Source organism: Flavobacterium sp. GNP010 (assembly GCF_056428945.1).
This window is the reverse complement of record NZ_JBWJVK010000010.1, coordinates 1-25755: the sequence shown is the minus strand read 5'-3', so window position 1 is coordinate 25755 and position 25755 is coordinate 1. Positions and strand designations below refer to the sequence as shown.

28 protein-coding genes are annotated in these 25755 nt (G+C 32.7%); 14 read left to right on the top strand and 14 right to left on the bottom strand.

Annotated features, from left to right (window positions below; all coding sequences use genetic code 11):
- Positions 1–80 precede the first annotated feature (80 nt).
- Positions 81–860 (bottom strand): 5'-nucleotidase C-terminal domain-containing protein, encoded by a 780-nt coding sequence (locus tag AC061C_RS05965; protein ID WP_478290408.1) that lies wholly within the window; start codon positions 858–860, stop codon positions 81–83.
- 47 nt (positions 861–907) lie between these two features.
- Between AC061C_RS05965 and AC061C_RS05960 the strand changes: the two genes are divergently transcribed.
- From AC061C_RS05960 to AC061C_RS05905, 12 genes are all read left to right on the top strand, one after another.
- Positions 908–1426: a DUF6913 domain-containing protein gene (locus AC061C_RS05960; protein ID WP_478290407.1), complete on the top strand. Its 519-nt coding sequence runs from the start codon at positions 908–910 to the stop codon at positions 1424–1426.
- Between the two features lie 7 nt (positions 1427–1433).
- Positions 1434–2321, top strand: a complete 888-nt coding sequence (gene dapA, locus AC061C_RS05955; protein WP_478290406.1) for a 4-hydroxy-tetrahydrodipicolinate synthase — start codon at positions 1434–1436, stop codon at positions 2319–2321.
- Between the two features lie 128 nt (positions 2322–2449).
- Entirely contained in the window at positions 2450–3244 is a 795-nt protein-coding gene (locus AC061C_RS05950; protein ID WP_478290405.1) for an outer membrane protein assembly factor BamD, read from the top strand.
- An 8-nt stretch (positions 3245–3252) separates the two neighbouring features.
- Positions 3253–3570, top strand: a complete 318-nt coding sequence (locus AC061C_RS05945; protein WP_026709525.1) for a DNA-directed RNA polymerase subunit omega — start codon at positions 3253–3255, stop codon at positions 3568–3570.
- Positions 3571–3577: 7 nt separating this feature from the next.
- Entirely contained in the window at positions 3578–4789 is a 1212-nt protein-coding gene (coaBC, locus tag AC061C_RS05940) for a bifunctional phosphopantothenoylcysteine decarboxylase/phosphopantothenate--cysteine ligase CoaBC (protein ID WP_478290404.1), read from the top strand.
- A gap of 73 nt (positions 4790–4862) precedes the next feature.
- On the top strand, positions 4863–5747 hold the full coding sequence (gene porD / locus AC061C_RS05935) for a type IX secretion system protein PorD (protein ID WP_478290403.1): 885 nt from the start codon (positions 4863–4865) through the stop codon (positions 5745–5747).
- 53 nt (positions 5748–5800) lie between these two features.
- Complete coding sequence (gene recN / locus AC061C_RS05930) at positions 5801–7453, top strand: DNA repair protein RecN (protein ID WP_478290402.1); 1653 nt, start codon at positions 5801–5803, stop codon at positions 7451–7453.
- A gap of 95 nt (positions 7454–7548) precedes the next feature.
- On the top strand, positions 7549–8739 hold the full coding sequence (gene fabV, locus AC061C_RS05925) for an enoyl-ACP reductase FabV (protein WP_478290401.1): 1191 nt from the start codon (positions 7549–7551) through the stop codon (positions 8737–8739).
- 128 nt (positions 8740–8867) lie between these two features.
- Positions 8868–9869, top strand: a complete 1002-nt coding sequence (locus AC061C_RS05920) for a glycosyltransferase family 2 protein (RefSeq protein ID WP_478290400.1) — start codon at positions 8868–8870, stop codon at positions 9867–9869.
- A gap of 1 nt (position 9870) precedes the next feature.
- Positions 9871–10455, top strand: a complete 585-nt coding sequence (gene coaE / locus AC061C_RS05915; protein ID WP_478290399.1) for a dephospho-CoA kinase — start codon at positions 9871–9873, stop codon at positions 10453–10455.
- Between the two features lie 71 nt (positions 10456–10526).
- Positions 10527–12110 (top strand): sensor histidine kinase, encoded by a 1584-nt coding sequence (locus AC061C_RS05910; RefSeq protein WP_478290398.1) that lies wholly within the window; start codon positions 10527–10529, stop codon positions 12108–12110.
- 3 nt (positions 12111–12113) lie between these two features.
- Positions 12114–12830 (top strand): response regulator transcription factor, encoded by a 717-nt coding sequence (locus tag AC061C_RS05905; protein WP_309759815.1) that lies wholly within the window; start codon positions 12114–12116, stop codon positions 12828–12830.
- A gap of 186 nt (positions 12831–13016) precedes the next feature.
- Here the strand turns inward: AC061C_RS05905 and AC061C_RS05900 are convergent, their stop codons facing one another.
- From AC061C_RS05900 to AC061C_RS05870, 7 genes are all read right to left on the bottom strand, one after another.
- Positions 13017–13757, bottom strand: a complete 741-nt coding sequence (locus AC061C_RS05900; RefSeq protein WP_478290397.1) for an acyl-[acyl-carrier-protein] thioesterase — start codon at positions 13755–13757, stop codon at positions 13017–13019.
- Between the two features lie 57 nt (positions 13758–13814).
- Entirely contained in the window at positions 13815–14732 is a 918-nt protein-coding gene (gene miaA, locus AC061C_RS05895; protein WP_478290396.1) for a tRNA (adenosine(37)-N6)-dimethylallyltransferase MiaA, read from the bottom strand.
- A 164-nt stretch (positions 14733–14896) separates the two neighbouring features.
- Entirely contained in the window at positions 14897–16258 is a 1362-nt protein-coding gene (locus tag AC061C_RS05890; protein WP_478290395.1) for an exonuclease domain-containing protein, read from the bottom strand.
- A gap of 115 nt (positions 16259–16373) precedes the next feature.
- Positions 16374–17036, bottom strand: a complete 663-nt coding sequence (locus tag AC061C_RS05885; protein ID WP_478290394.1) for a YggS family pyridoxal phosphate-dependent enzyme — start codon at positions 17034–17036, stop codon at positions 16374–16376.
- 38 nt (positions 17037–17074) lie between these two features.
- Positions 17075–18295: a DUF1015 domain-containing protein gene (locus AC061C_RS05880; protein WP_478290393.1), complete on the bottom strand. Its 1221-nt coding sequence runs from the start codon at positions 18293–18295 to the stop codon at positions 17075–17077.
- An 82-nt stretch (positions 18296–18377) separates the two neighbouring features.
- Positions 18378–19265: a 3-hydroxyacyl-CoA dehydrogenase family protein gene (locus AC061C_RS05875; protein WP_417947120.1), complete on the bottom strand. Its 888-nt coding sequence runs from the start codon at positions 19263–19265 to the stop codon at positions 18378–18380.
- Positions 19266–19309: 44 nt separating this feature from the next.
- Positions 19310–20275: a Gfo/Idh/MocA family oxidoreductase gene (locus tag AC061C_RS05870; protein WP_417967897.1), complete on the bottom strand. Its 966-nt coding sequence runs from the start codon at positions 20273–20275 to the stop codon at positions 19310–19312.
- A 144-nt stretch (positions 20276–20419) separates the two neighbouring features.
- On the opposite strand from AC061C_RS05870, the gene AC061C_RS05865 reads away from it, so the two are divergent.
- A complete protein-coding gene (locus tag AC061C_RS05865; protein ID WP_478290392.1) occupies positions 20420–21061 on the top strand; it encodes a protein-L-isoaspartate(D-aspartate) O-methyltransferase in 642 nt (213 codons plus the stop codon).
- A 49-nt stretch (positions 21062–21110) separates the two neighbouring features.
- Here the strand turns inward: AC061C_RS05865 and AC061C_RS05860 are convergent, their stop codons facing one another.
- The 3 genes from AC061C_RS05860 to AC061C_RS05850 form a co-directional block, all read right to left on the bottom strand.
- Complete coding sequence (locus tag AC061C_RS05860) at positions 21111–22160, bottom strand: Fic family protein (RefSeq protein ID WP_478290391.1); 1050 nt, start codon at positions 22158–22160, stop codon at positions 21111–21113.
- 81 nt (positions 22161–22241) lie between these two features.
- Positions 22242–22694 (bottom strand): SsrA-binding protein SmpB, encoded by a 453-nt coding sequence (gene smpB, locus AC061C_RS05855; protein WP_309760254.1) that lies wholly within the window; start codon positions 22692–22694, stop codon positions 22242–22244.
- A 38-nt stretch (positions 22695–22732) separates the two neighbouring features.
- The gene (locus AC061C_RS05850; protein WP_478290390.1) at positions 22733–23218 is read right to left on the bottom strand and encodes a SixA phosphatase family protein; all 486 of its coding nucleotides are present in this window, start codon (positions 23216–23218) and stop codon (positions 22733–22735) included.
- 50 nt (positions 23219–23268) lie between these two features.
- On the opposite strand from AC061C_RS05850, the gene AC061C_RS05845 reads away from it, so the two are divergent.
- On the top strand, positions 23269–23499 hold the full coding sequence (locus AC061C_RS05845; protein WP_478290389.1) for a VF530 family protein: 231 nt from the start codon (positions 23269–23271) through the stop codon (positions 23497–23499).
- Between the two features lie 2 nt (positions 23500–23501).
- On the opposite strand, the gene AC061C_RS05840 is transcribed toward AC061C_RS05845, so the two are convergent.
- From AC061C_RS05840 to AC061C_RS05830, 3 genes are all read right to left on the bottom strand, one after another.
- On the bottom strand, positions 23502–24053 hold the full coding sequence (locus AC061C_RS05840; RefSeq protein ID WP_478290388.1) for a DUF3575 domain-containing protein: 552 nt from the start codon (positions 24051–24053) through the stop codon (positions 23502–23504).
- A 145-nt stretch (positions 24054–24198) separates the two neighbouring features.
- Positions 24199–24747, bottom strand: coding sequence for a GNAT family N-acetyltransferase (locus AC061C_RS05835; protein WP_478290387.1), 549 nt, complete (start codon positions 24745–24747; stop codon positions 24199–24201).
- 15 nt (positions 24748–24762) lie between these two features.
- Positions 24763–25614 carry an aldose 1-epimerase family protein gene (locus AC061C_RS05830; RefSeq protein ID WP_478290386.1) on the bottom strand — a complete coding sequence of 284 codons (852 nt, stop codon included), beginning with the start codon at positions 25612–25614 and terminating at the stop codon, positions 24763–24765.
- Between the last annotated feature and the right edge of the window lie 141 nt (positions 25615–25755).

Here is a 25755-nt window from a genome sequence, read left to right as displayed (position 1 = left end):
GATAAAAAATGATTTTCCCTTCAATCGGGGCTAGGGCTTTATGTTTTCTAAAACTATTTTATTATCTAAATTCGAATTTTTTATTCTTCTGTAATTCTGATATCCTTTATTACAGTTATGGTATCCACTTCTTTAAAATAATCAATTAGTATATTTCGCAACTTGTATTGTAGATCAAATTTTTGAACTCCTTTTTTAAAGAAGTTCATATTGTCCCCACCATTAGACAAGTAGTCATTGGTTCCTACATAATAAATAGTTTCTTTTTGAACTGGCTTTCCTTGCACGAAAATATTTTTGGCAACTTTATTTTTGTCTATTGTAAAAGTGACTCCTGCTAACGGATGTGATTTTTTTTCAGCGATAAAGAAATCAACCATTTCAATTATTTGATCTCCTTTTAATGCAATGACAACCAAACTATTTTCAAAAGGCATGATTTCAAAAGCGGTTCTAGCTGTAACATTACCTTTTGGTAGTATCGAACGAATACCGCCGCTGTTCAGTAAACAAATATCTATATTCTTTTTTTCGCGGGATTGAAAAACAATGTTTCCTCTACTTAACGTAACATCAGCCATTAGGTTTCCAATTGTAGTTTGCCATTTTCCAGTACTTTTATCTAATGTTTCTGGGCAATAGGCTAGAATACTGTCTAAATCATTATTGATATGTTCTCGATATGGTTTGATAAAATTTTCAATTTCAGGAACTTGGTTTTCTTTTTCAGTAATTGTGATCCGTTTTCCTTCGATCTTAGTAACGTTGTAGTTTTGTTTGCTGCAGGAAGCAACAAAAAAAAATGTTAAGAATATAACAAAAAGTTTAGAAACATCGTTATACTTTTTTAGATTTACCATTTTAAATGCGACTTAATTAATTAATTTTGTAATCAAGTAAAAGTACTATGTTTTTAAATTATTTTAAAGATTTTATTGTAAAAAAAACATTAAAAAAAAGCTTTCAAAATTTAAAAAATAGTGAATCTACTCAGGCTATAAAAAAAATAGGTCTACTTGTAGATGCAAGTGTTTTTAGCGAGACAGAATCTTTAGTGAAACAGCTGGAAGTCAACGGAATCCTTGCGGCGAATATAACGGTCATCATTTACAGTGATACTTTTAATACATTAGAAACTAAAAAACGAATTGCTTTTGGAGCAAAGCATTTAAGATGGAATGGAAAAATATCTTCGGCAGAAGTCAATGATTTTATAAATAAAGAATTCGATTTATTAATAAGTTATTACGATGCAGAAAAGACAATCCTTTTAAAAGTTACTCACAGTTCAAGAGCATTATTCAAAGTTGGATTTTCGTCGATTGATAAAAGATTGAATCATTTTATGATTCAAACAGATGGGAGTGATTTTAAACTTTTCATAAGCGAGTTATTCAAATATTTAAAAATACTTAACAAAATATAAATATAATATGCAAGCATTAATAGGAACTGGTGTTGCTCTTGTGACCCCATTTAAAGAAGACTTTTCTGTAGACATCGAAGCATTAAAAAGAATTGTACATTTTTCGATAGACGGAGGAATTGAGTATTTGGTGGTTTTGGGTACAACGGCTGAAAATGCAACATTATCCCAAGATGAGAAAGAAATAGTAATTAAAACTGTAATCGAAGCTAATAATGGTAGTTTGCCATTAGTGCTTGGAGTAGGGGGAAACAATACCTTAAAAGTTGTTGAAGAGTTAAAGACAAGAGATTTATCAGCATTTGCGGCGATACTTTCTGTTTCTCCATATTATAATAAACCTACGCAGGAAGGAATCTATCAGCATTTTAAAGCAGTTGCTGAAGCATCGCCAATCCCTGTAATTTTATATAATGTTCCAGGAAGAACTGCTAGTAATATTTTACCTTCTACAGTAGTGCGTTTAGCCAACGATTTTGCAAATGTTGTAGCCATAAAAGAAGCGGCGGGCGATATGGTACAAGCAATGCAACTATTAAAAAACAAACCCGAAGATTTTCTAGTAATTTCTGGCGACGATATGATCGCTTTACCAATGGTTTTGGCTGGTGGTGCAGGTGTTATTTCTGTAATAGGGCAAGGTTTTCCCAAAGAATTTTCCGAAATGATTCGGTTGGGTTTAAATCGCAAAGTCGATGAAGCATTCAAATCGCAGTACCTTTTGGCAGATTGTATTGATATGATTTTTGAGCAAGGTAATCCAGCAGGAATCAAACAGGTTTTTCATTCTTTAGGAATAGCAGAAAACACTGTGCGTTTACCGCTTGTAAAAGTAGACAATTCACTTGCTGTTAGAATTGATGAATTTGTCCAAAAAATCAGTAAAAAAGGATAAAAAAGAAGCTTTTTTTTAAACAAAAAATATATTTTGAAGTCGCTAAATTAATAACTAAATTTGCCACCGAAACTTCGGTATGATTTTAAGGATTATTTCAACCAAGAAATCATCAAAAAAGTAAAAAAATGAAAAAAATAGTATCTCTATTACTGCTCGTAGCTTTGTTTAGTTCCTGCAACGAATATCAAAAAGCATTAAAATCGGAAGATGTCGCTGTAAAATTTGAAATGGCTACTAAATTGTATGACGCTGGAAAATATTCTAAAGCTATTCTTATTTTTGAGCAAATTGCCCCAGCTTATAGAGGTAAGCCTCAAGCAGAAAAATTGTTTTATATGTTCTCTCAATCCTATTACAAAACAAAACAATATACATTAGCAGGGTATCAATTTGAAAGTTTTGTTTCGGGTTATCCAAAAAGTGAAAAACTTGAAGAAGCTGCTTTTCTAGGAGCAAAAAGTTATTCAATGTTATCACCAGTGTACAGCTTAGACCAGGCAGACACGACTAAAGCATTAGATAAACTACAAGCCTTTATTGATAATTATCCAAACTCACAATACTTAGCAGAAGCAAATGCCGCTGTAAAAGTACTAAGCGAAAAAATTGAACAAAAGGTATACGAAAATGCAAAAGGGTACAACACCATTTCTGATTACAAATCAGCAATTGTTGCTCTAGAGAATTTTGTAGCTGATTATCCAGGAACTCCATACAAAGAAGATGCGTTGTATTACAAATTGGATTCAGCTTATAAATTAGCAATTAATAGTGTTCCTGCAAAAATGGAAGAGCGTTTAAATGTTGCAAAAGCAGCTCAAATAAACTTGATTAAGTTTAAAGCAGATACTAAGTACAAGCAAGAAGCAACTGAGATGTTAGCTCGAATAGATAAAGATTTACAAAAATTTACTAAATAAATAAAGTCATGGATTTAAAAAAGACGAATGCTCCAGTAAATACTATAACATACAACAAAACTGTTATAGAAGAGCCTACTGGTAATGTGTATGAAGCGATAACAATTATGGCTAAAAGAGCAAACCAAATTAACTCTGAAATTAAAAAAGAATTGACTGAGAAATTGGAAGAATTTGCTACATATAATGACAGTCTTGAAGAAGTTTTTGAAAACAAAGAACAAATTGAGGTTTCAAAATTTTATGAAAAATTACCTAAGCCACATGCTCTAGCAGTTCAAGAATGGTTAGATGGCAAAATTTACCACAGAGATTCAAATAAATAATAGTTCTATGTCAGTTTTAAGCGGTAAGAAAATTCTACTTGGAATTTCTGGTGGAATTGCAGCCTATAAAACAGCAACATTAGTTCGACTTTTTATCAAAGCAGGTGCACATGTCCAAGTGATAATGACACCTGCTTCTAAGGATTTTGTTACTCCACTTACATTATCAACGTTATCCAAAAATCCAGTACATTCCAGTTTTTATAATCAAGATGATGAAAATGAAAAATGGAACAATCACGTTGAATTAGCACTTTGGGCTGATTTGATGGTTGTTGCACCAGCTACGGCAAATACCTTGTCTAAGATGACAAATGGTACGTGTGACAATTTATTAGTAGCGGCGTATTTATCAGCTAAATGTCCTGTTTATTTTGCTCCTGCAATGGATTTAGATATGTACAAACATCCCTCTACTATTGCAAATTTTTCTAGTTTAACTCAATTTGGTAATACAATAATTCCTGCTGAAAGTGGTGAACTAGCAAGTGGTTTATCAGGTGAAGGAAGAATGGCCGAGCCAGAAAATATAGTTGCTTTTATTGAAGATGATCTCAACAGTAAACTGCCACTGAAAGGTAAAAAAATCTTAATCACTGCCGGTCCCACATACGAAGCAATTGATCCAGTTCGCTTTATAGGCAATCACTCATCAGGTAAGATGGGTTTTGATATAGCCATTAGTGCTGCTAATTTAGGAGCGTCTGTAATTTTAGTTTCAGGTCCTACTAATTGTAAAGTTTCAAATCCATTGATACAGGTCATTAATGTTGTTTCTGCACAAGAAATGTATGATGCCTGTCATGATGTATACAATGATATAGACGTGGCAATTGCTGCAGCTGCCGTTGCCGACTATCGACCTAAAAATGTTGCGAACCAAAAAATAAAAAAGACAGCAGATAATTTTTCAATTGAGCTCGAAAAAACGAAAGATATTTTAGCCTCTTTGGGAGAGCGCAAGATAAATCAGTTTTTGATTGGTTTTGCTTTAGAAACAGAGAATGAAATTGAAAATGCTATCTTGAAAATTCAGAAAAAAAACTTAGATTTGATTGTTTTAAATTCGCTTCAAGATCAAGGGGCAGGTTTTGGTAAACCAACAAATAAAGTTACCTTTATTGATAAGTATTTGAATATTGAACCCATGGAATTGAAATCGAAAGAAGCAGTTGCTGATGATATTTTACAAAAAGTAAAAAATCATTTATCGAAATAAGTGAAACGGATTTGTAATACAAATGCTAGGTTTGAACAATTGCCAACCGTTCTACAACTATACAAATCTACAGATGAAAAAAATAATTATTTTTTTGCTCCTTTTTACTTTTGGATTTACAAAGGCACAACAATTGAACTGCATTGTAACAGTGGATTCCCAGAAACTGAGCGTAACCAATCAACAAGTTTTTAAAACGTTGCAAACTTCAATTAGTGAATTTGTAAACAAAACAGATTGGACAGGTCAAGCAGTAAAGCAAAACGAAAAAATTAATTGTTCGATGTACATTACGGTTTCGGCTAATAGTTCTGATCAATTTACAGCAACCATTCAAGTTCAATCGTCTAGACCAATATTTAATTCGTCGTATTCTTCACCAGTATTAAATTATAACGATAAGGATTTTAATTTTAGATATACCGAGTTTGAAAATTTAGTATTTAGTCCGACAACATTTGATTCAAATTTAGTTTCGGTTTTGGCCTTTTACAGCTATATGATTTTAGGATTGGATGCAGACACATTTGTTTCTGAATCTGGAAATTTTTACTTCGAAACGGCTCAAAACATACTAAACGTTGCTCAACAAGGCGGTTCAAAAGGATGGAGTCAGGCTGACGGAAATCAAAATCGGTACTTTTTAGTTAACGATATTTTATCTCCTGCTTTTAAACAAATACGTCAAACCATGCTAGACTACCATACGGGTTTAGATTTGATGCATCAAGATTTGAAAGCCTCCAAAGACAAAGTAAAAGGATCTGTTAGTGATTTAGTTAAACTAAATACTGCACGGCCAAACGCTTTTTTGACTCGTGTTTTCTTCGATGCTAAATCAGATGAAATTGTGTCTATTTTTTCTGGTGGTCCTAGCATCACCATTTCAGATTTGGTCAATAATCTGAATAAAGTCTCTCCTTTGAATTCAAGTAAATGGATGCTGATAAAATATTAATTGGTTTTCAATTTTTAGGTAATTCAGTTTCACATCACAAAATACAACAGTAAATGATAACGTCACTTTCGATAAAAAACTATGCTTTAATTGAAAAATTGTCCATCGATTTTTCAAAAGGTTTTTCAATTATAACTGGAGAAACTGGAGCTGGAAAATCAATTATATTAGGAGCAATAGGTTTGGTTTTAGGTAAAAGAGCCGATTTAACTTCTTTGAAAAACAAAGAAGAAAAATGTGTTATAGAGGCACATTTTGAAATTTCAAAATACAATTTGATTCCATTCTTTGAAGAAAACGATTTAGATTATGAGAATGAAACCATAATTAGACGTGAAATTCTTCCTTCGGGGAAATCTCGTGCTTTTATCAATGATAGTCCGGTCAACCTTCAAGAACTTCAGGAATTGAGCTTGTTCTTGATTGATATTCATTCGCAACAGCAAACTCAAGAACTTTCAGATGAAAATGTACAGTTCGAGATTATCGATGCGATTGCCAATAATAAAGAATCAATCCTTGAATATCAGGCGGTTTTAAAAAGCTATAAATCGGATAAATCGAAATTAAATTCGCTTTTAAAAAAACAAAGCGAATCTAAAAAAGAACAAGAATACAATACTTTTTTATTAGATGAGTTAGTCGCTGCACAATTAAAAGCAGGGGAACAAGAATTGCTTGAGGCAGATTTTGAGCAGTTGAACAATGTAGAAGTGATAAAAGAAGCAATTGATAAATCGTTGGCTATTACCAATGAAGATCAAATAGGAGTATTGCATAATTTGAATGAAATTAAGGTTTCCTTACAAAAGATTGCTCCATTTTCTTCAGAATATCATTCTTTGTTGGAGCGAATTACGAGTATCACCATCGAGTTTGATGATATAGCTAGCGAAATGAATCGCAGTGCAGAAAAGTTGATTAATGATCCGGAGCAATTAGATTTGATTAGTCAAAAGCTTCAAGTGATTTTTAATTTGCAAAAGAAACACCAAGTTGCAACTATAACTGAATTATTAGAAATACAATCTAATCTCGAAAATTCAGTTTTAGAATTAGGCAACATGGAAGAAGATATTGCGGCGTTAACGGTTGCTATTGAGCAAAAAACAATGGAGCTAGACGCTTTTTCGAATACAATTCATGCTAATAGATTGGATTCTGTACCTGTTTTATCGCAACAGCTTACCACGATTTTAGAAACTCTGGGAATGCCAAATGTTCGATTCAATATTGATATTAATGCAACTGAAACCTATTTTCAAAATGGTAAAGATTCCCTTCAGTTTTTATTTTCTGCAAATAAGGGAACTGATTTTGGGTTATTAAAAAAAGTTGCTTCGGGTGGAGAAATGTCGCGAATTATGCTCGCTGTTAAAGCCATATTAGCGAAATATTCGAAATTACCAACGCTGATTTTTGACGAAATTGACACGGGAGTTTCTGGAGAAATTGCCATTAGAATGGGAGAAATCATGAAAGAGATGAGTCTGGAAATGCAAATTTTTGCCATTACACATTTGCCTCAAATTGCTGCCAAAGGAAATGCGCATTTCAAAGTATTTAAATCTACGGTTGGCGATGATACATTATCCGAATTAAAGTTATTAAATAACGAGGAACGATTGGTAGAGATTGCTCAAATGTTATCAGGAACCGTTGTCTCTGATTCGGCCTTAAATCATGCCAAAGCCTTGTTGAACTAATATTTTCTTCTATATTTGTTTCTTTTAAAACGAGTCTTTTTTTAATTATAATCGAACAATTTCAATAAAATTTATAAAAACGAACAAGCAAGAATATGATCATAGAACCAAGAATGAGAGGATTTATATGCACGACTTCTCACCCTATAGGATGCGCGCAAAATGTTAAAAATCAAATAGAATATATCAAATCAAAAGGAGCGATAAACGGAGCTAAAAAAGTCTTAGTAATTGGAGCTTCAACTGGATTTGGTTTGGCTTCGAGAATCACAAGTGCGTTTGGTTCAAATGCAGGAACTATTGGGGTGTTTTTTGAAAAACCTCCAACCGAAGGAAAAACAGCTTCGCCAGGTTGGTACAACTCTGCAGCATTTGAACAAGAGGCGCATGCTTCTGGTTTGTATGCTAAAAGTGTTAACGGAGATGCCTTTTCTAATGAAGTAAAGCAACAAACAATAAACCTTATAAAAGCCGATTTAGGGCAAGTGGACTTAGTTATTTATAGTCTAGCGTCACCTGTGCGTCTGCATCCAGTTACTGGAGTTTTGCATCGTTCTACTTTGAAACCAATTGGAGGTACATTTACTAATAAAACAGTCGATTTTCATTCGGGTAAAGTTTCTGAAATCTCTATTGAACCATGTAGTGGTGACGATATTGAAAACACAGTTGCCGTAATGGGCGGTGAGGATTGGGCAATGTGGATTGATGCTTTAAAAGCAGAAAACTTGCTGGCTCCTGGCGCTACAACTGTAGCCTATTCTTATATTGGACCCTCATTAACAGAGGCAGTGTATAGAAAAGGAACTATTGGTCGTGCCAAAGATCATCTTGAAGCAACGGCATTTGCAATCACAGATAGCTTAAAAGCCATTGATGGAAAAGCTTTTGTTTCGGTAAATAAAGCGCTGGTAACGCAGGCTAGTTCGGCCATTCCGGTTATTCCATTGTATATTTCTTTATTATATAAAATAATGAAAGAAGAAGGAATACATGAAGGATGTATTGAACAAATTCAACGCTTGTATCAAGAAAGATTGTATACTGGTACTGAAATTCCAGTTGATGAAAGTGGAAGAATTCGCATCGATGATTTAGAAATGCGTCCTGATGTTCAAGAAAAAGTAGCTAAATTGTGGATTGAGGCTGTAACTGAAAATTTATCTGAAATAGGAGATTTAGAAGGATACAGAAAGGATTTTCACAATTTATTTGGATTTGACGTAGAAGGAATTGATTATAAAACGGATACAAATGAATTGGTTCACATTGACAGTATAAGTTAATGGTACTTTAGCAAACGAAATATATCTAAAACCATCACTTAATTGTTGATGGTTTTTTTATGGATAAAGATTATCTTTGTTAAAATTTTTTGAGCTTTAAAATTTCTTTAATACCACATTTCTACGTTATGTTATTTTCCTTAATTATTCCAGTTTATAATCGTCCAGATGAAGTGGATGAACTTTTAGAGAGCTTGTCCCAGTCTACTTATAACGATATTTTTGAAATTGTTTTAATAGAAGATGGATCTACGTTAGCCTCCAAGGATGTTGCTAGTAAATATGGAGACAGGCTTGATATTTCCTATTATTTTAAGGAAAATTCAGGACCTGGAGATTCTCGAAATTATGGAATGAAAAAAGCCAGAGGTGACTATTTTATCATCTTTGATTCAGATTGTATTATTCCAAAAGAGTATTTATCAGCAGTTGATGCAGCTTTAAGTAAAAACTTTGTAGATTGTTTTGGTGGTCCAGATAGGGCTTTAGACAGTTTTTCAGATATTCAAAAAGCGATTAATTTTGCAATGACTTCTTTCTTGACTACTGGCGGAATTCGCGGTGGTTCAGAGAAAATAGATAAGTTTCAACCTAGAAGTTTCAATATGGGGTTGTCTCGAAAGGCATTTGAAGCTTCAAAGGGTTTTGGAAATATTCATCCTGGCGAGGATCCTGATTTGTCTATCCGATTGTGGAATTTGGGTTTTGAAACCAGACTCATTCCTGATGCCTACGTGTACCACAAGCGAAGAATTGATTGGGATAAATTTTCTGTTCAGGTGAATAAATTTGGCAAAGCAAGGCCAATACTTAACAGTTGGTATCCAAAACACAATAAGCTTACTTTTTTCTTTCCATCCGTATTTATAATTGGACTCTTTTGTTCCTTTCTAGTAATGCTTATTTTTAATTTTGATTTGCCCTTACAACTGTATTTTGTCTACTTTTTGGTGCTATTTTTAACATCAGCATACCAAAATAAAAGTATTAAAATTGCATATTTATCGCTGATAGCGGTTTGGAAACAATTTTACGGATATGGAACAGGTTTTATGAAATCGTATTACAAGATTATTATTTTGAAGCAGAAACCACAAGTTGCATTTCCAGAATTATTTTTTAAAGTGTAGTATGACTAAAATAGTAGGTTTAACTGGAGGTATTGGAAGCGGGAAAACGACCATTGCAAATCATTTTAAATCACATGGTGTGCCTGTTTATATTGCTGATGATGAAGCTAGGAAAATTATGGAATCTCAAACCATTATAGCCGAAATCAAAAAAGTCTTTGGCACTAGTGTATTTGATCATGATACATTGAACAGAGAAGAATTAGCCAAAATTGTATTTAATAATACTGAAAAATTAGAAAATCTTAACAGTATAGTACATCCAGCAGTTCGAAAACATTTTTCGCAGTGGTTATCTAAACAGCAAGATCATCCTATAATTATTTATGAAGCAGCTATTTTATTTGAAAGCGGTAATTATAAAAATTGTGACTATATAATAACTGTCACAGCTCCTTTAGAATCAAGGATACAGCGCGTAATTGCTCGAGATCACACTACAAAAGAACTTGTTTTGAAGCGGATTAAGGCGCAGTGGACTGATGAACAGCGCATTTCAAAAAGTGATTTTATCATTCAAAATATCACGATCGAATCTACAGAATTAGAAGTTGATAAAATTCTTAAATTATTAAAGATTACATAAAAACAACCATAGGTGTTAATGTTTGGTTAATGTATTATTTAATATATCGTTAAAATACTAAATTTGTTTCAATGAATAAATTTTTTTTTAAATTACTTGTTGTTTTAATGAGTTTATCCCTAATTGGGATAATTCTTGTTCAAGTGTATTGGTTTAATACTTCTTTCAAAAATAATGATGAGCAGTTTAAATTCCATGTTACGCAAATTATTGGTAATGTGGCAGATAAACTTCAGAAGCAAGAGTCATATAATTTTTATGATAAAATAAATCATTACAAGGATAGTACGGGGAAAGTTCCCAAAAAGGATGATATTTTAGAGTTTTATTATGTTCAAAAAAATCCACGAACTAATAAAACAATAATATACTCTAACAGTATCATTTCTGAAGATTATAATATTTCGCCAACGTTTCTTAATAAAAAATTTGATAGTGAAAAATTTAAAAATTTTAGTTCCAAACGAGTAACCGAAGTTTACAACAACAATAATCTAGATAAATCTGGTGTTAATCAGAGTTTGATACCAGATGTAAGAATTGAGAAGTCTGGAAATTTGGATATTTTGGATAACGCTCTATTTGAAATCTCGGCTAAGGATGTTTTATCAGCAATGCCCTTAGACGAACGTGTTTCTACTGACGTTTTGCAAAAATTGATTAAAAAAGAATTAGAGGAATATGGTATCGAAACAAAATTTGAATTTGGTATTTACAGTGGCAATTTAGCTACTAATATAAAGTCTAACGATTTTGAATACGATAAAGATGCTACCTATACCATTCCAATTTTTACGGATAATGAAGGAAATAGTAAATACCAATTATTGGTTACTTTTCCCTTAAAAAAGAAATTTTTATTGTCGGAACTTGTTAGTATTACTGTGCTTTCTATTGTTTTTACATTAATTATTTTGATTGCGTATACAAGTGCATTGAATCAATTAATTCGTCAGCGTCAGATTTCTGAAATCAAGAATGATTTTATAAATAATATGACTCATGAATTTAAAACACCAATTGCAACAATAAATTTAGCTTTGGATGCGATAAAGAATCCAAAGATAATAGATGATAAGGAGAAGGTTTTAAGATACCTTCAGATGATTAAAGATGAAAATAAACGCATGCATGCTCAAGTAGAAAACGTATTGCGAATCTCAAAATTAGAAAAGAAAGAGTTAGATATAACGAAAGAATCAAATAATATTCATGAGACTATTGAAGATGCAATAGATCACGTGAATTTAATTTTAGAAGATAGGCAAGGGACAATAACCTGCTATTTTAAAGCCATTAGAACAACAGTTTTAATTAATGACGTTCATTTTACTAATGTGATTGTGAATATTTTGGAAAACGCTATCAAGTATTCTCCTAATGTTCCCGAAATTGAAATTTATACCGAGAATGTAAAAGACATGATTATTATCAAAGTAAAAGATAGTGGTCTAGGTATGAGTAAAATAGCTCAAAAAAGAATTTTTGAAAAATTTTACAGAGAGCATACGGGAGATATTCATAATGTAAAAGGACATGGTTTAGGTCTAGCTTATGTAAAGCGAATTGTTGAAGACCACAATGGTCAAGTATATGTAGAAAGTGAAAAGGGAAAGGGAAGTACCTTCATAATAAAATTACCATTAATAAATTAGTATATGGAAAATGTAAATAAAAAAATACTTTTAGTTGAAGATGACTTAAATTTTGGTGCGGTTTTAAAAGATTATTTAATGCTAAATGATTTTGATGTAACCTTGGCAAAGAATGGGATGGAAGGATTTGAAAAGTTCAAAAAGGATACGTATGACCTATGTATTCTGGATGTGATGATGCCGTATAAAGACGGTTATACCTTAGCAAAAGAAATTAGAGAGAAAAATAATGAAGTTCCAATTATATTTTTGACAGCAAAATCAATGAAAGAAGATGTGCTTAAAGGATATAAAGCTGGTGCTGATGATTACTTGAATAAACCTTTTGACTCTGAAGTTTTGCTTATGAAAATTAAAGCAATAATTCAAAGAAAAGCATCTGATACGAAGGCTGAGCAAGTTCAATTTGAATTTAATATTGGTAAATTTCATTTGAATTCTAAACTACGTTTTTTAACTTTCAGTACTGAAGAACCAATAAAATTATCTCCAAAAGAGAATGAATTATTGAAAATGTTGATTCTTCACGAAAATGATTTGATGCCAAGAGAGTTAGCATTGACAAAAATCTGGAGAGATGACAACTATTTTACATCTAGAAGTATGGATGTTTACATCGCTAAGTTAAGAAAATATCTAAAACTGGATGAAGATGTAGAAATTTTGAACATTCACGGAGAAGGATTTAGATTAGTGGTTAAGAATAAAGTAGCACAATAAATGATACAAGCCTCAAGAAATTGAGGCTTTTTTTTGAAGCCATTTCCTGCTATTCGTTTCAATCTTTTTTCTCTTTAAAGAAACGAGAAAAAAGGATTTTCACTGCTATCAGGGCTAGGATTTTGTAGAATAAAGTACTTTTATTTTATAGCAGAAATTTTCGGAAAAATTCCAAATGAAATTGTGCTATCTCCAGTTCAATTGTAAAGCAAAACAGGTCTTGTCCTCTTTTGTAATACTAAAAACCGTTTCAGTTTTAGAAATACTTTCATGAATTATCACTTTATCTTTTAGAGATAATTCTTTTAAAAAGTTCATTTCAAAACTTTTAATTTTTTGATTTAATATTATATTTTCATCAACCATATCCAAGCACCATTCTAGGTATTTGACATTATTGACATGGTTTACAATATCTAAATCAGATAGGAATACTATTTTTTCAAAAAGGATTTCCTTCTCATTATTGAAGTTTATTTTAGAAAAACCATTTAGTGTAGCTCTTTTTTCAGGATATAATTCAAAATGTTCATACGGTAAAGCCAACCCTTCTGGCCGACGTTTTTTTGTATTAAAAACTGCCCAAAAAGTTTCAGAACCCACAATTTTTTCTCCATTTACATGCATTTCCAATGCCCGAACGGAACGCGAGTTCTCTAAGGAGTTGATCCATGTTGTTACGGTTACAGTATCTCCCCATTTTGGTAATTTAGAGATTTCAACACGCATTCGGCTCAAAACCCATGCTTGGTCGAATTCCTGCATGTCTGTAAAACTGATGCCACCCACTTCTGAATGTGCTGCCGCCGTTAACTGCAAAATATTACACAGATCTGTGAATTTTAAATAGCCATTTGGTGTGCATTGTGTAAAGTTGATTTCCCAGTCTTTGCTTAAAATTGAGGTGAAATTTGGAGAGATAGGCATGTTGAGAATTATGAATTATAAATTATAAGTTTTAATTGTAGGTATAGAAATTATGGATTATTTCTTTGAATTTATGTATGCAACAACAGTTTCATAAGGCGTTTCAAAATCAAACCATTTTGTATTTTCGTTTCTTTTAAACCAAGTCAGTTGGCGTTTAGAAAATCGTCTGGTGTTTTTCTTTATTTCTTCGACAGCAAATTCTAATGAAATTTCTCTATCAAAATAACTGAATAGTTCTCTGTAACCCACGGTTTGCAGCGCATTCAGCTCTTTATTTGGGAATAACGTTTTTGCTTCAGCTAGAAGTCCTTCATTTATCATGAGATCTACGCGCTGATTGATTCGGTTATAAATTACCTTTCTGTCGGCTTCCAGACCAATTAAAATAGGTGTAAAGCTGCGACTGTTTTGTTTCTGATTTATAAAGGAAGAGTATGGTTTTCCTGAACCTATGCATACTTCTACAAAACGCATCATGCGTTGCGGATTTTGCAAGGTTTGTGGATTTTCGATGGATAGTGTTTTATAATAATTAGGGTCTAGTACTTCGAGATTTTGTTGTAAATATCCGATGCCCAGTTTTTCGTAATTAGTGTTTATAGTAGCGCGAACTGAAGCGTCTATTTCTGGAAATTCATCAAAACCTTTTAAAATAGCGTCTACATACAAACCAGATCCACCTACTACTATGGCATAATCATTTGTTAAAAATAATTCGTCTAGTTTTGTAATTGCTTCTTTTTCGAAATCACCTACCGTATAGATTTCAAAAATAGATTTATTCTGGATAAAATGGTGTTTTACAGTCTCAAGCTCTGATTTGCTTGGCACTGCTGTCCCAATTGTCATTTCCTTGAAAAACTGTCTACTGTCGCAGGAAATGATTTCGCATTTGAAGTAATTAGCCAAAACGATACTTAAGGAAGTTTTCCCGATGGCTGTTGGTCCGATAATAGTGATTAAGTATTTCATTTTTCTTAGCCCAGATGGAAGCGAAAACCCCGGAATTATGAAAGTTAGTTTTTATGGGTTTAAAAGAACGACCAAAGGAAGTTCCTTTTATGCCCTAGAAAAACAACTGGAATAATGAGGAGTTGCAGTGTACAGCTGGAATAGCTACAAATTAAATTAGACTTTTAAAATTTTATTATTTTTAGCGTTTTGTTTCTTCGTACATGACCTTGAATGATGTTTTTTGTGTCACGATTATTTTGCATTGGGATGATAATGTTACGGAGGATCTCTACATTATTGATTTGGTAATTTAAATCGTAAAAGGCAAATCCTTTATAGATGCCGTTTTCGATCATAACAACTGATCGTTCGCTGATGGTTCTTCCTTTATCGATAAGCAGCATATTTTGGTTTTCGAAACTATTTTTATCGATGAAATTTTGTACTCTGGCGTTGTATTCTTCTGAGGATACTGATCCAATACAGGCACCATCACATTCTTTTATAGTATATTGAAAACAGTTGGTTTTAGTGACATACAAGCCAGTCAATTTTTGACATAATTGATAATGAGACGTTATTCTAAACAGGGCGTTTTTTCCTTCTTGGATCGAAGTAAAAGAGGTGATTTCTTTTTTTCGACCGTCTGCTTTCTGTAATTTTAGGTTAAGATAGCCCTTTTCATCTTTCTCGGCATATAAAGCGAGTTGAAAAATACTTTTTCGTTGTGCTCTGTTATAAATTGGTTTATTGATTTTTATTTCCTCACTTTCTTTGAGTAAGGCGATCAATTCACTACCTGTTTCATCATAGGTAACTGTAAATACTTCATCTTGTATTTTCTTGCACTTTGTAGTTGTCCCAGTAAAATGCTGGTTAATTCGCTTTTTTATGTTTCGGCTTTTGCCAATATAAATCAATTTTCCTTTTTCGTTGTGGATGTAATAGATTCCTGTTTTTGCAGGTAGGCTAGCCACGATATCCAGTAATTTTGGAGCAATTCCTTTCTCGATTTCGAGCTTTATAAAATCCTTGACAATCTCTTTTTCTAAATCTTTTTCTAAAAGAATTTTAAATAATTTGACTGTTGCTAATGCGTCTCCGCTGGCTCTATGTCTATCTGCCATTGGGATGCCAAGTGCGCGAACTAGTTTTCCTAGACTGTGGGAAGGTTGTTCTGGCAATAATTTTTTTGATAATTCTACGGTGCAGAGCGTTCGTGCTTCAAAATCGTATCCTAATCGTCTAAACTCTGTTCGTAGGATTCTGTAATCAAAAGATGCGTTATGAGCCACAACAATACAGTCATTGGTCATTTCGATGATGCGTTTTGCAACCTCAAAAAACTTGGGAGCACCCTGCAACATGGTGTTGTTGATGCCAGTAAGTTTGACTACAAAGGGTTGAATTGGGATTTCAGGATTGACTAAACTGATGAATTGATCCACTATTTCATGACCATCAAATTTATAGATAGCGATTTCAGTGATTCCCTCTTCGTTGAACTGTCCTCCAGTGGTTTCTATGTCTAGTATTGCGTACAAATTTTTTGTTTAATGTTTAATGTTTCAAGTTAAGAAACATCTGAAATGATTCGCCAGTTTACTATAGCTAGCGTCAAAAATCGTTAATCAAAAATCGTTAATCAAAAATCGTTAATCAATTTCGTCCTCCAAAGATACTACTTCCTATACGAACCATGGTACTACCGCACTCTATTGCTAATTGGTAATCGCCTGACATTCCCATAGAGATAATTTCTAGTTGGCAATTTTCAATTTTTAGTTTTTTTGTTTTGTCGAAAATTGATTTCAAAAAGGTGAATTCATTTTTTATTTGGTCGTTATTGTCTGTAAAAGTTGCCATTGCCATTAAACCGACCACGCGAATGTTTTTCAGTAACTGAAATTCATTTGATGCTAGTATTTCATCTAGTTCAGCTTGATCAAGTCCAAATTTAGTGTCTTCTTTAGCTATGTAAATTTGCAGTAAGCAGTCTATTACTCGGTTGTTTTTTAGTGCTTGTTTATTGATTTCTTGTAGTAATTTAAAACTTTCGACTCCATGAATTAAGCTTACAAACGGAGCCATATATTTTACTTTATTGGTCTGAACATGACCTATCATGTGCCATTGAATGTCTTTAGGCATCGCTTCCCATTTCTCTGCCATTTCCTGAATTTTATTTTCTCCAAAAATGCGTTGACCGGCTTCATAAGCTTGCATTAAGTCAGGAATTGGTTTTGTTTTAGAAACGGCAACAAGAGTAACATTTTGCGGTAAAGATGCAAGTATATTTAGTAATTTTTGAGCTATTGACATTTTTAAATTTTTTTATTTTTTAAATAGTAGCATTATTATTAAAGTTCGTAAACCACTAATCCGCTTCTAAATTTAGGTTCAATATAGGTACTTTTTGGCGGCATGATAAGATTAGCGTCGGCTAAAGCTTTTATCTCACTTATATTTGAAGGATACATAATAAAACCAATTTCAAATTCTCCTTGATCTATTTTATTTTTTACTTCTTGCACAGATTGCTTTCCAGAGAGATACTCAATTCGTTCATCGTTACGTAAATCTTCGATTGCAAGAATAGGAAGTAACACTTTTTTATAAAGAATCTGAGTGTCTAAACTGTCTAAGGCAGTTTCAAAATTTTCATTTTTAGATTTTAAATCTAAACTATAGAATTCATTATCAAGATACATCCCAAATTGATGCTTCTCCGTTGGCTGAAATGGTTGCTGTAATTTGTTGTTTACAGTGAAATCCTTTGCAAGGGCTATTAAAAAATCCTCTTTTGATAGTCCGTTTAAATCTTTTACTAAGCGATTGAACTCATATATTTTTACATTATTCTCAGCAATTAAATAACTAAGAATATGATTTGTTGCTTGATTTTCAGTACCCTTATTTTCTTCGGATAGCAATTTTAAAGCTTCAGTTCGATGATGCCCATCTGCGATATAAAGACTTTCCGTTTTTTCGAAAATGTTCTGAAGCCAATTTATTTCTAAGGTATCCTCAATTTTCCACAGATAATGAATTTCTTTTTTTGTTGTCGAAAATTCAAAATCGGCTAACTTTTGTGTACAATTATAAATCCAGTTTTCAATGGTTTTATTGTCAGGATAGGTCATTAAAACCGGTTCGGTATTGAACTTCGAATATTTCATATACTCTTTCAATAATCGAACTCTAAAAGCAATAATATCTTCGTGTTTTTTGATGATATCATTTTGGTAATCAGCTACACTTGTTCCTGCAATAATCCCTGTAAAAGATTGTGTTTTGGTTACAATTTTATGAATATATAAGGCTGGTTTTTTATCTTTTACTAAAATGACCTCATTTTTGAAATCTTCATATTTTTGATGTACCTGTCGGTATCGTTTCTCAAAAGATACGCTTTCTTGGTTGGTATATGCGGGTTTTAGAATGTGTAAAAAAGATAGCGGATTAAAATCCAATTGCGCTGCAAGCTCTGCATTTACGTATTCTTCATAAGATCTACATGTTACGAGACAAACTTTGTCACGCGTAGGTCTTACTGCTTTAAAAGGAACTATTTTAGCCATAATTATGTCAAAAGTCTTAAAGTCCTAAAGTCGAATGTCTAAAGAAACGGACTTTAAGACTTTCCACTTTTAAACATTGAGACTATATAAATTGTTTAGAAATCTTCTCGGCTTTTTTACTTTCAGAATAATCATAGAAACCTTCACCGGATTTCACTCCCATTTTTCCTGCTCGAACCATATTGACTAATAATGGGCACGGCGCATATTTTGGATTTTTAAACCCATCATACATCACATTTAAAATAGCTAGACACACATCAAGCCCAATAAAATCAGCTAATTGTAATGGCCCCATAGGTTGACCCATTCCTAATTTCATTACGGTATCAATTTCATAAACTCCAGCTACTTTGTTGTATAATGTTTCGATTGCTTCATTAATCATCGGCATCAAAATTCTATTGGCAACAAAACCAGGATAATCATTTACTTCAACAGGTGTTTTTCCCAGTTTCTCTGAGAGTGTCATGATGGTTTTTGTCACTTCAGCACTAGTATTGTACCCACGAATGATTTCTACCAGTTTCATAATTGGCACTGGATTCATAAAATGCATTCCGATAACGCGTTCTGGATGTGTCACAACCGCTCCAATTTGAGTAATGGAAATGGAAGACGTATTGGTTGCTAAAATGGTATCGTGAGAACAAGCATCATTCAATTGCTTGAAAATATTTAGCTTTAATTCTACGTTTTCAGTAGCTGCTTCAACCACTAAATCGACACCTACAACACCATCTTTTATATCGGTATAGGTTATTATGTTAGTTATTGTTTTGGCTTTATCTTCCTCGGTGATCGTTCCCTTTGCGATCATTCGATCTAAATTTGCGGCAATAGTAGCCATTCCTTTGTCTAATGATTGCTCAGAAACATCGATTAATTTTACGGTAAAACCACTTTGAGCAAAGGTATGAGCAATTCCATTCCCCATTGTCCCTGCTCCGATTACGGCTATTGTTTTCATTATTTATTTTGGATTTAAATATTTTAAAGTTTAAAATGGAAAGATTATCTCTTAAAACAATCAATAATTTGATAGGCTACACGAAGTGCTTCTGTAGCTTGATCTAAAGTCACTGTTGGAGTTGAGTTAGTATTGATAGCATCGGCAAACGATTCTAATTCATCCAGAATGGCATTGTTTTGTTCTACATCTGGATTCGAGAAGTAAATTTGTTTTTTTACACCTTCGGCATTTTGTAAAATCATATCAAAATCGCCTGGAACTTCCGGAGCATCTTTCATTTTTACCACTTCACATTTCTTTTCCAAGAAATCCACTGAAATGTATGCGTCTTTTTGGAAAAAACGAGATTTACGCATGTTTTTCATCGAAATTCGGCTTGCTGTTAAATTAGCTACGCAACCATTTTCGAATTCAATTCTAGCATTTGCAATATCTGGTGTGTCACTAATAACCGAAACGCCGCTGGCACTAATATTTTTTACTTTAGACTTAACAACACTCAAAATAGCATCAATATCATGAATCATTAAATCTAAAACTACAGGAACATCGGTACCACGAGGATTAAATTCAGCCAGACGGTGTGCTTCAATAAACATTGGGTTTTCAATCATGTTTTTTGTAGCTATAAATGCTGGATTGAAACGCTCCACATGACCTACTTGCCCTTTTACATTGTATTCATTGGCTAGAGCGATAATTTCTTCAGCTTCTTCAACGGTATTTGAAATGGGTTTTTCGATAAAAACGTGTTTGCCCGATTTAATAGCAACTTTTGCACATTTATAATGAGAAAGCGTTGGGGTTACAATATCAATTACATCTACTGCGTGAATAAGAGTGGCGATGGTACTAAAATGTTTGTATCCAAATTCTTTCGAAACCTTTTCTGCATTTTCTTGATTGGGATCATAAAAACCAACCAATTCGTATTGATCAGATTGTTGTAATAAACGCAAATGTATTTTTCCTAGGTGACCAGCACCTAATACTCCAATTTTCAGCATAACGATGTAATTTTTACAAAAATAGCAATAAAATGATTAATCTATTATCGATATGAGACAATTATTCCGTTAAATTTAATTTTATAATCCAACATTTGAAATCAGAAATTCTTTGCTATTTTTACCAAAATAAAATAGTAAATTTTGAAAGATACAGCCAAGAATCAAGGACTTCGCAATCAATTAGTAAGCGTTTTAGAGCAAAAAGGGATTGTCGATAAAAATGTTTTGGATGCTATAAAAAAAATCCCAAGACACTTATTTTTGAATTCCAGTTTTGAAGATTACGCTTATCAAGACAAAGCGTTTCCCATTGGCGCAGGTCAAACAATTTCCCAACCTTATACTGTTGCTTTTCAATCTCAATTATTAGAGGTAAAAAAAGAGCATAAAGTTTTAGAAATCGGAACAGGTTCAGGATATCAAACTGCTGTTTTGTGCTTATTAGGTGCTAAGGTTTTTAGTATTGAAAGACAGAAAGAATTGTTCAAACAAACTTCAATACTATTTCCAAAATTGAATATTCGTCCCAAACATCTCTCTTTTGGTGATGGTTACAAGGGCTTACCAAGTTATGCACCATTTGATAGTATTATAGTTACAGCAGGAGCGCCGTTTATTCCTCAGCCGTTGATGGCGCAATTAAAAATAGGAGGTAGGCTTGTTATTCCGTTAGGAGAAGATGTTCAAATAATGACCTTACTTATTCGAAAAAATGAAACTCAATTCGAAAAACATGAATTTGGTGAATTTCGATTTGTTCCTTTATTAGAAGATAAAAACTAAAATTCCATCTTTAACATTCTTCCAAAGGGAAATCAGCTAAAGATGGATTTTATTGACCAATAATACTCAAATAGCGTTCTAGACTTTCTTTTTCTATTTGAGCGATGAATAGTAAAAAATCTTCTTTATAGTTTTTAGTTTGTGCTGTTTCCAGTGTTTGATAGTAGCGCATTCTACTTTCATAATATCCTTTGATATTGGCAATGATGTAGCCATGTTGCAATAAAACCAAGTTCATGACTAAGCGCGAAGTCCTACCATTGCCATCAATAAAGGGATGAATAGTAACCAAACGTTCATGCATTTCTGCTGCCAAAACTATCGGATGTAGAGTTGATTTATTAGTTTCATACCAAATAAAGAAATCTTCCATTTCCTTAGCTACCAAAAAAGGTTGGGGTGGCATGTGACTGCTTCCTTGAATCATTACTTGAACTTTTCTATAACGCCCGGCATCTTCGGGTTGAATGCCTCTCAAAATAAGATTGTGTATAGACAGTACTTCGCGCTCATTTATAGAACTATTTCTTTGCATCAAATCCTTGATGTAAGCAATTGCCTCTTGATGATTAATGACTTCTAGATGTTCCCGCATACTTTTTCCGGAAATCGTTAAACCTTCATTGATAACTAAATCTGTTTCGCGCAAAGTCATTGTATTTCCCTCGATGCGATTACTTTCAAACGTATATTCTAGCTCTAATGCTTGTGCGATCCTATAGCTATCAAACTGGCGAAACCCATCTAGTTGTGTCTTTAAAGTATCTATTTCATCTAAAATTTTTTGAAGTGTAGTAGATACTTTTTTCTTTGTGGGTTTGCTTTGATATCTAATTTCCTGCTCTGCAACTAATAATGCTTTTAGTGCGAACTCATCTTGACCTATTTCGTAAAGAATTTTTTCTTTCAGCCAAGCAACCATAATCGTTTCTAAGTCAATATCAAGAAGTGTTGCGAGCTTGACCACCTGTTCTCGAGTGGGTTTTCTAGTGCCACTTTCAAACTTGCTTATTAAAGCTTGGTCAATTCCTAAAAGTTGCGCCACTTCTCTGGTTTTGAGCCCTTTTTGTTCTCTTGCATTTTTGAGAAGTGTTTTCATTTTAAATGTGTTTTAAATTGTCTTGACAAATTTAGTCATTTTTTTGAAAAATAAAAAAATTTAATTCATTCTTTTTTCAATTTAAAATGATTTTTTGATTCGGTCTAAGTCGCGTTTTGTGTCTTGTTCTTTTAGGGATTCGCGTTTGTCGTAGGTTTTCTTTCCTTTGCAAAGTCCAATTTGTAGTTTTGCCAATCCTTTTTCATTGGTAAACAATTTCAAAGGAACTATGGTAAGACCTTTGGCTTGAACACTTTTTAGAAGCCCTTTCAATTCCTTTTTTTTCAAAAGTAATTTCCGTTCGCTTCTCGCTTTGTGGTTGAATTGGTTTCCAAAAGTATATTCTTCGATATATGTATTTATTGCAAAAAGTTCGCTGTTGCTGAATTCACAAAAGCTCTCAGTGATATTCGCTTTTCCCAACCGAATGGATTTTATTTCGGTACCTGCTAAAACAATTCCAGCATTGAATGTTTCTATTATTTCATAGTCGAATTTAGCTCTCTTATTGAATATGTTTACAGTTTTTAGCATAATACAAAGGTAACAAAAATTAAAGATTTAGCAACGGTTTAGGGCAATTTCAAGAGTTGGTGCGTAATCACATCACCTATTATAGTCACAATATAAATATTTCCAAAAGTACTATCAGGAATGTCTGTATATATATTTTGGTTGATTATTTGATTGACAAAATTTGGAGTAGTATTACTGTGTCCAACAATAAGAATTGTTTTACCTACAGTTTCTGTAAGGAAATCATTTTTAATTATGTTTTTAGGATTGTATAGTTTGATTTCTATTTTTTTTGCAGCCGCAGTCACACGAGCAGTTTGAACTGTTCTCTTATAATCAGTAGCATATATTTGATCAAAATTAATTTCAGCAAATATCTCGTTCCAAAGTTTGGCTCTTTCTAAACCTTTTTCGGATAGGTCTGGATTTTGAGAATTATCTACTTTTTCAGCATGTCGAATGAAGAAATAAGTAGTGACTTTTTGTTGTGCAAAATTCAATTGGAAAATAAAAAAAGCGAATATCAAAAGTAGTTTTTTCATAAAAATGAATTTAAAAAAATTAGTATTTACTGATTTTATATCTTTACAAAATGGAAAATTTAAAATCAAAAGATCCGCTTCACGGTATTACACTTCAAAAAATAGTAGAACAATTAGTGGCACATTATGGGTTTGACACTTTGGGGGAACTCATTAAAATTAAGTGTTTCACTGCTAATCCAAGCGTAAAATCTAGTTTAACTTTTCTACGCAAAACGGATTGGGCTCGAAAACAAGTTGAAGATTTATACCTTAAATCGCATTCTAAGTTCGTTCAATAAGTTTAGTTTAATTTATAAGAGACCATTACGCCTCCACGATAAGGCAACCATTCGCCACTTTTATTATAGTTCGTTACGGTTTCATAACGCTCTCCTGTACTGATATAATAACCTTTATAGTATCCTTGATGCCAACCACCTCCTAGAAAACAATCTAACATAAATTTCTCATTTATTTTCACTTGATAACCAATTGTGGAGCCAATAAAGTATCCAAAACCCTTTTCATATAGATCTGTATTTAGATAGTTCCATTTTTGAAAATTATAAATACTTGCCCCAATGTGTGCACCTGCATAAAAGCCATTATGCTTTTCTTTGAAATGGTATCGATATTCAGGCGTGAACGTGTAAAATTCCCGAGGTTTACCGTTTACTGATTTCCAAAACGACGCTAGCACATCAACTTGTAACGTCGATTTTTCTCCAATGCTCGTTTCGATACCTATATTGGGTAGCGTCAAAATTGTTGTAAAAGCATTTGCTTTTATATAGGTTTGTGCCGTTAATAGCATAGAACTGAATACCAAATAAAGTATAAATAATTTTTTCATAGGTTGTAAAATCGTACTTTTTATGTTTTACGGAGTTTAAAAGAAACGCAAATGTAGCGCTTAATGTTTTGTTTAGTTTTAAGTTTTTGTGCTTCGTGTATGTTTTAACGTATGATAAAATTTTAAATTGTTACGACTGTGGAAACTATTTATTTAGAATAGAATAAATTACAGTGTCTAAAAATCGTCCTTCAAAAAATCCATTTTCTTTTAAATGCGCTTCTTTTACAAAGCCATTTTTTTCTAAAACCTTTGCAGATCCATAATTTTCAGGGTCAAGGACAGCCTCGATAGAATGTAATTTCATCACCTCAAATCCGTATTTAACCACTTCTTTCACTGCTTCAGATACAATTCCTTTTCCATGGTATTCTGGGAGTAACATATATCCAATTTCTGCACGATAGTGTTCTGGCTTTATCATGTAATGACCAATTATTCCAATTAATTTCGCATTATCTTTCAACTTAATCGCCCAATTGATCCCTTCATTACTGTCTATTTTGCCATCTATCATGGCAATGTGTGCTAAAGCTTCTTCATCGGTTTTTACCAAAGGCCTTGGTATGTACTTCATCGTTTCCGGATTGGATCGCAAGGCGAAAATCTCCTTTATGTCATTAGAATCTACTCTTCTTAATAGCAGGCGTTCGGTTTCTAAATTTGGAAATGGATTGAAATTTATAGTTAACATATTTGCATTTTTTAATTAAAGGATTTCAATACTGAATTTTGAATGGAAAGTTGCATTGGATTCTAAAACTTGAATTCCTTCTTTTTCAAATAAATTTCCAGAATTTTCATTGGTGTCAGAGTAGCCAAACCAAGGTTCAATACAAATAAAGGGCGCATTCATTTTTGTCCAAATTCCTAAACTTGGAAAATCCTCAAAATGTACTCTTAAAATTGGATTTTCATTTTCTAAAATAGTCAACGATTTAGATTGTATTGTTTTGAATATCAAAGCGTCGTTTTTAAACAATTCATACGTCAGCGGAATTTGTTTATTCTGAACGTCTAATTGCTTCGTTTTATTCGAAATTAAATCATTCTCCAAAAGGTAATATTCCAAAGATTCATCTGAATCGAAAGCAATAGCATAGTTTTCAAATTTGTTTGGTAAAGCAAAAGCAGGATGCGCACCAATAGAAAAAGGCATCGTAGATTTCCCTTTGTTATTTACTTTATATACAATGGATAAATTATTTTCCTCTAATGTGTAAATCAAATGCAATTCAAATTCAAAAGGATATGCTTTTAATGTTTCTTCAGAAGATTGAATAGAGAAAGTTGCGCTATTTTCTGTCGAATCAATTAATTGAAATTCCATTTCCCTAGCAAATCCATGCCTAGATAATTCGTAGTTTTTTTCATTATGATGAAAAGTATTGTTTTTTAGAGTGCCAACAATTGGAAATAAAACTGGAGAATGTTTTCCCCAAAATTCAGGATTTCCCTCCCAAATGTATTCTTTCCCTTGATTCGATTTTAATGAAATCAATTCAGCTCCTAAATGTTGAATTTGCGCGGTAAGCGTATTGTTTTTCAGTGTAGTTATCACAAGAGGTATTTGAAGTTAAATTTTATTGTAAATATATTTTATAATTTTTAATTCTGATTCTACCGCACCAAGATTTTATGGTTTTGATCACAGCTATCCGAAAGTTTTACTAAATAATAGAAAAACTGCCTCGACCCTTTA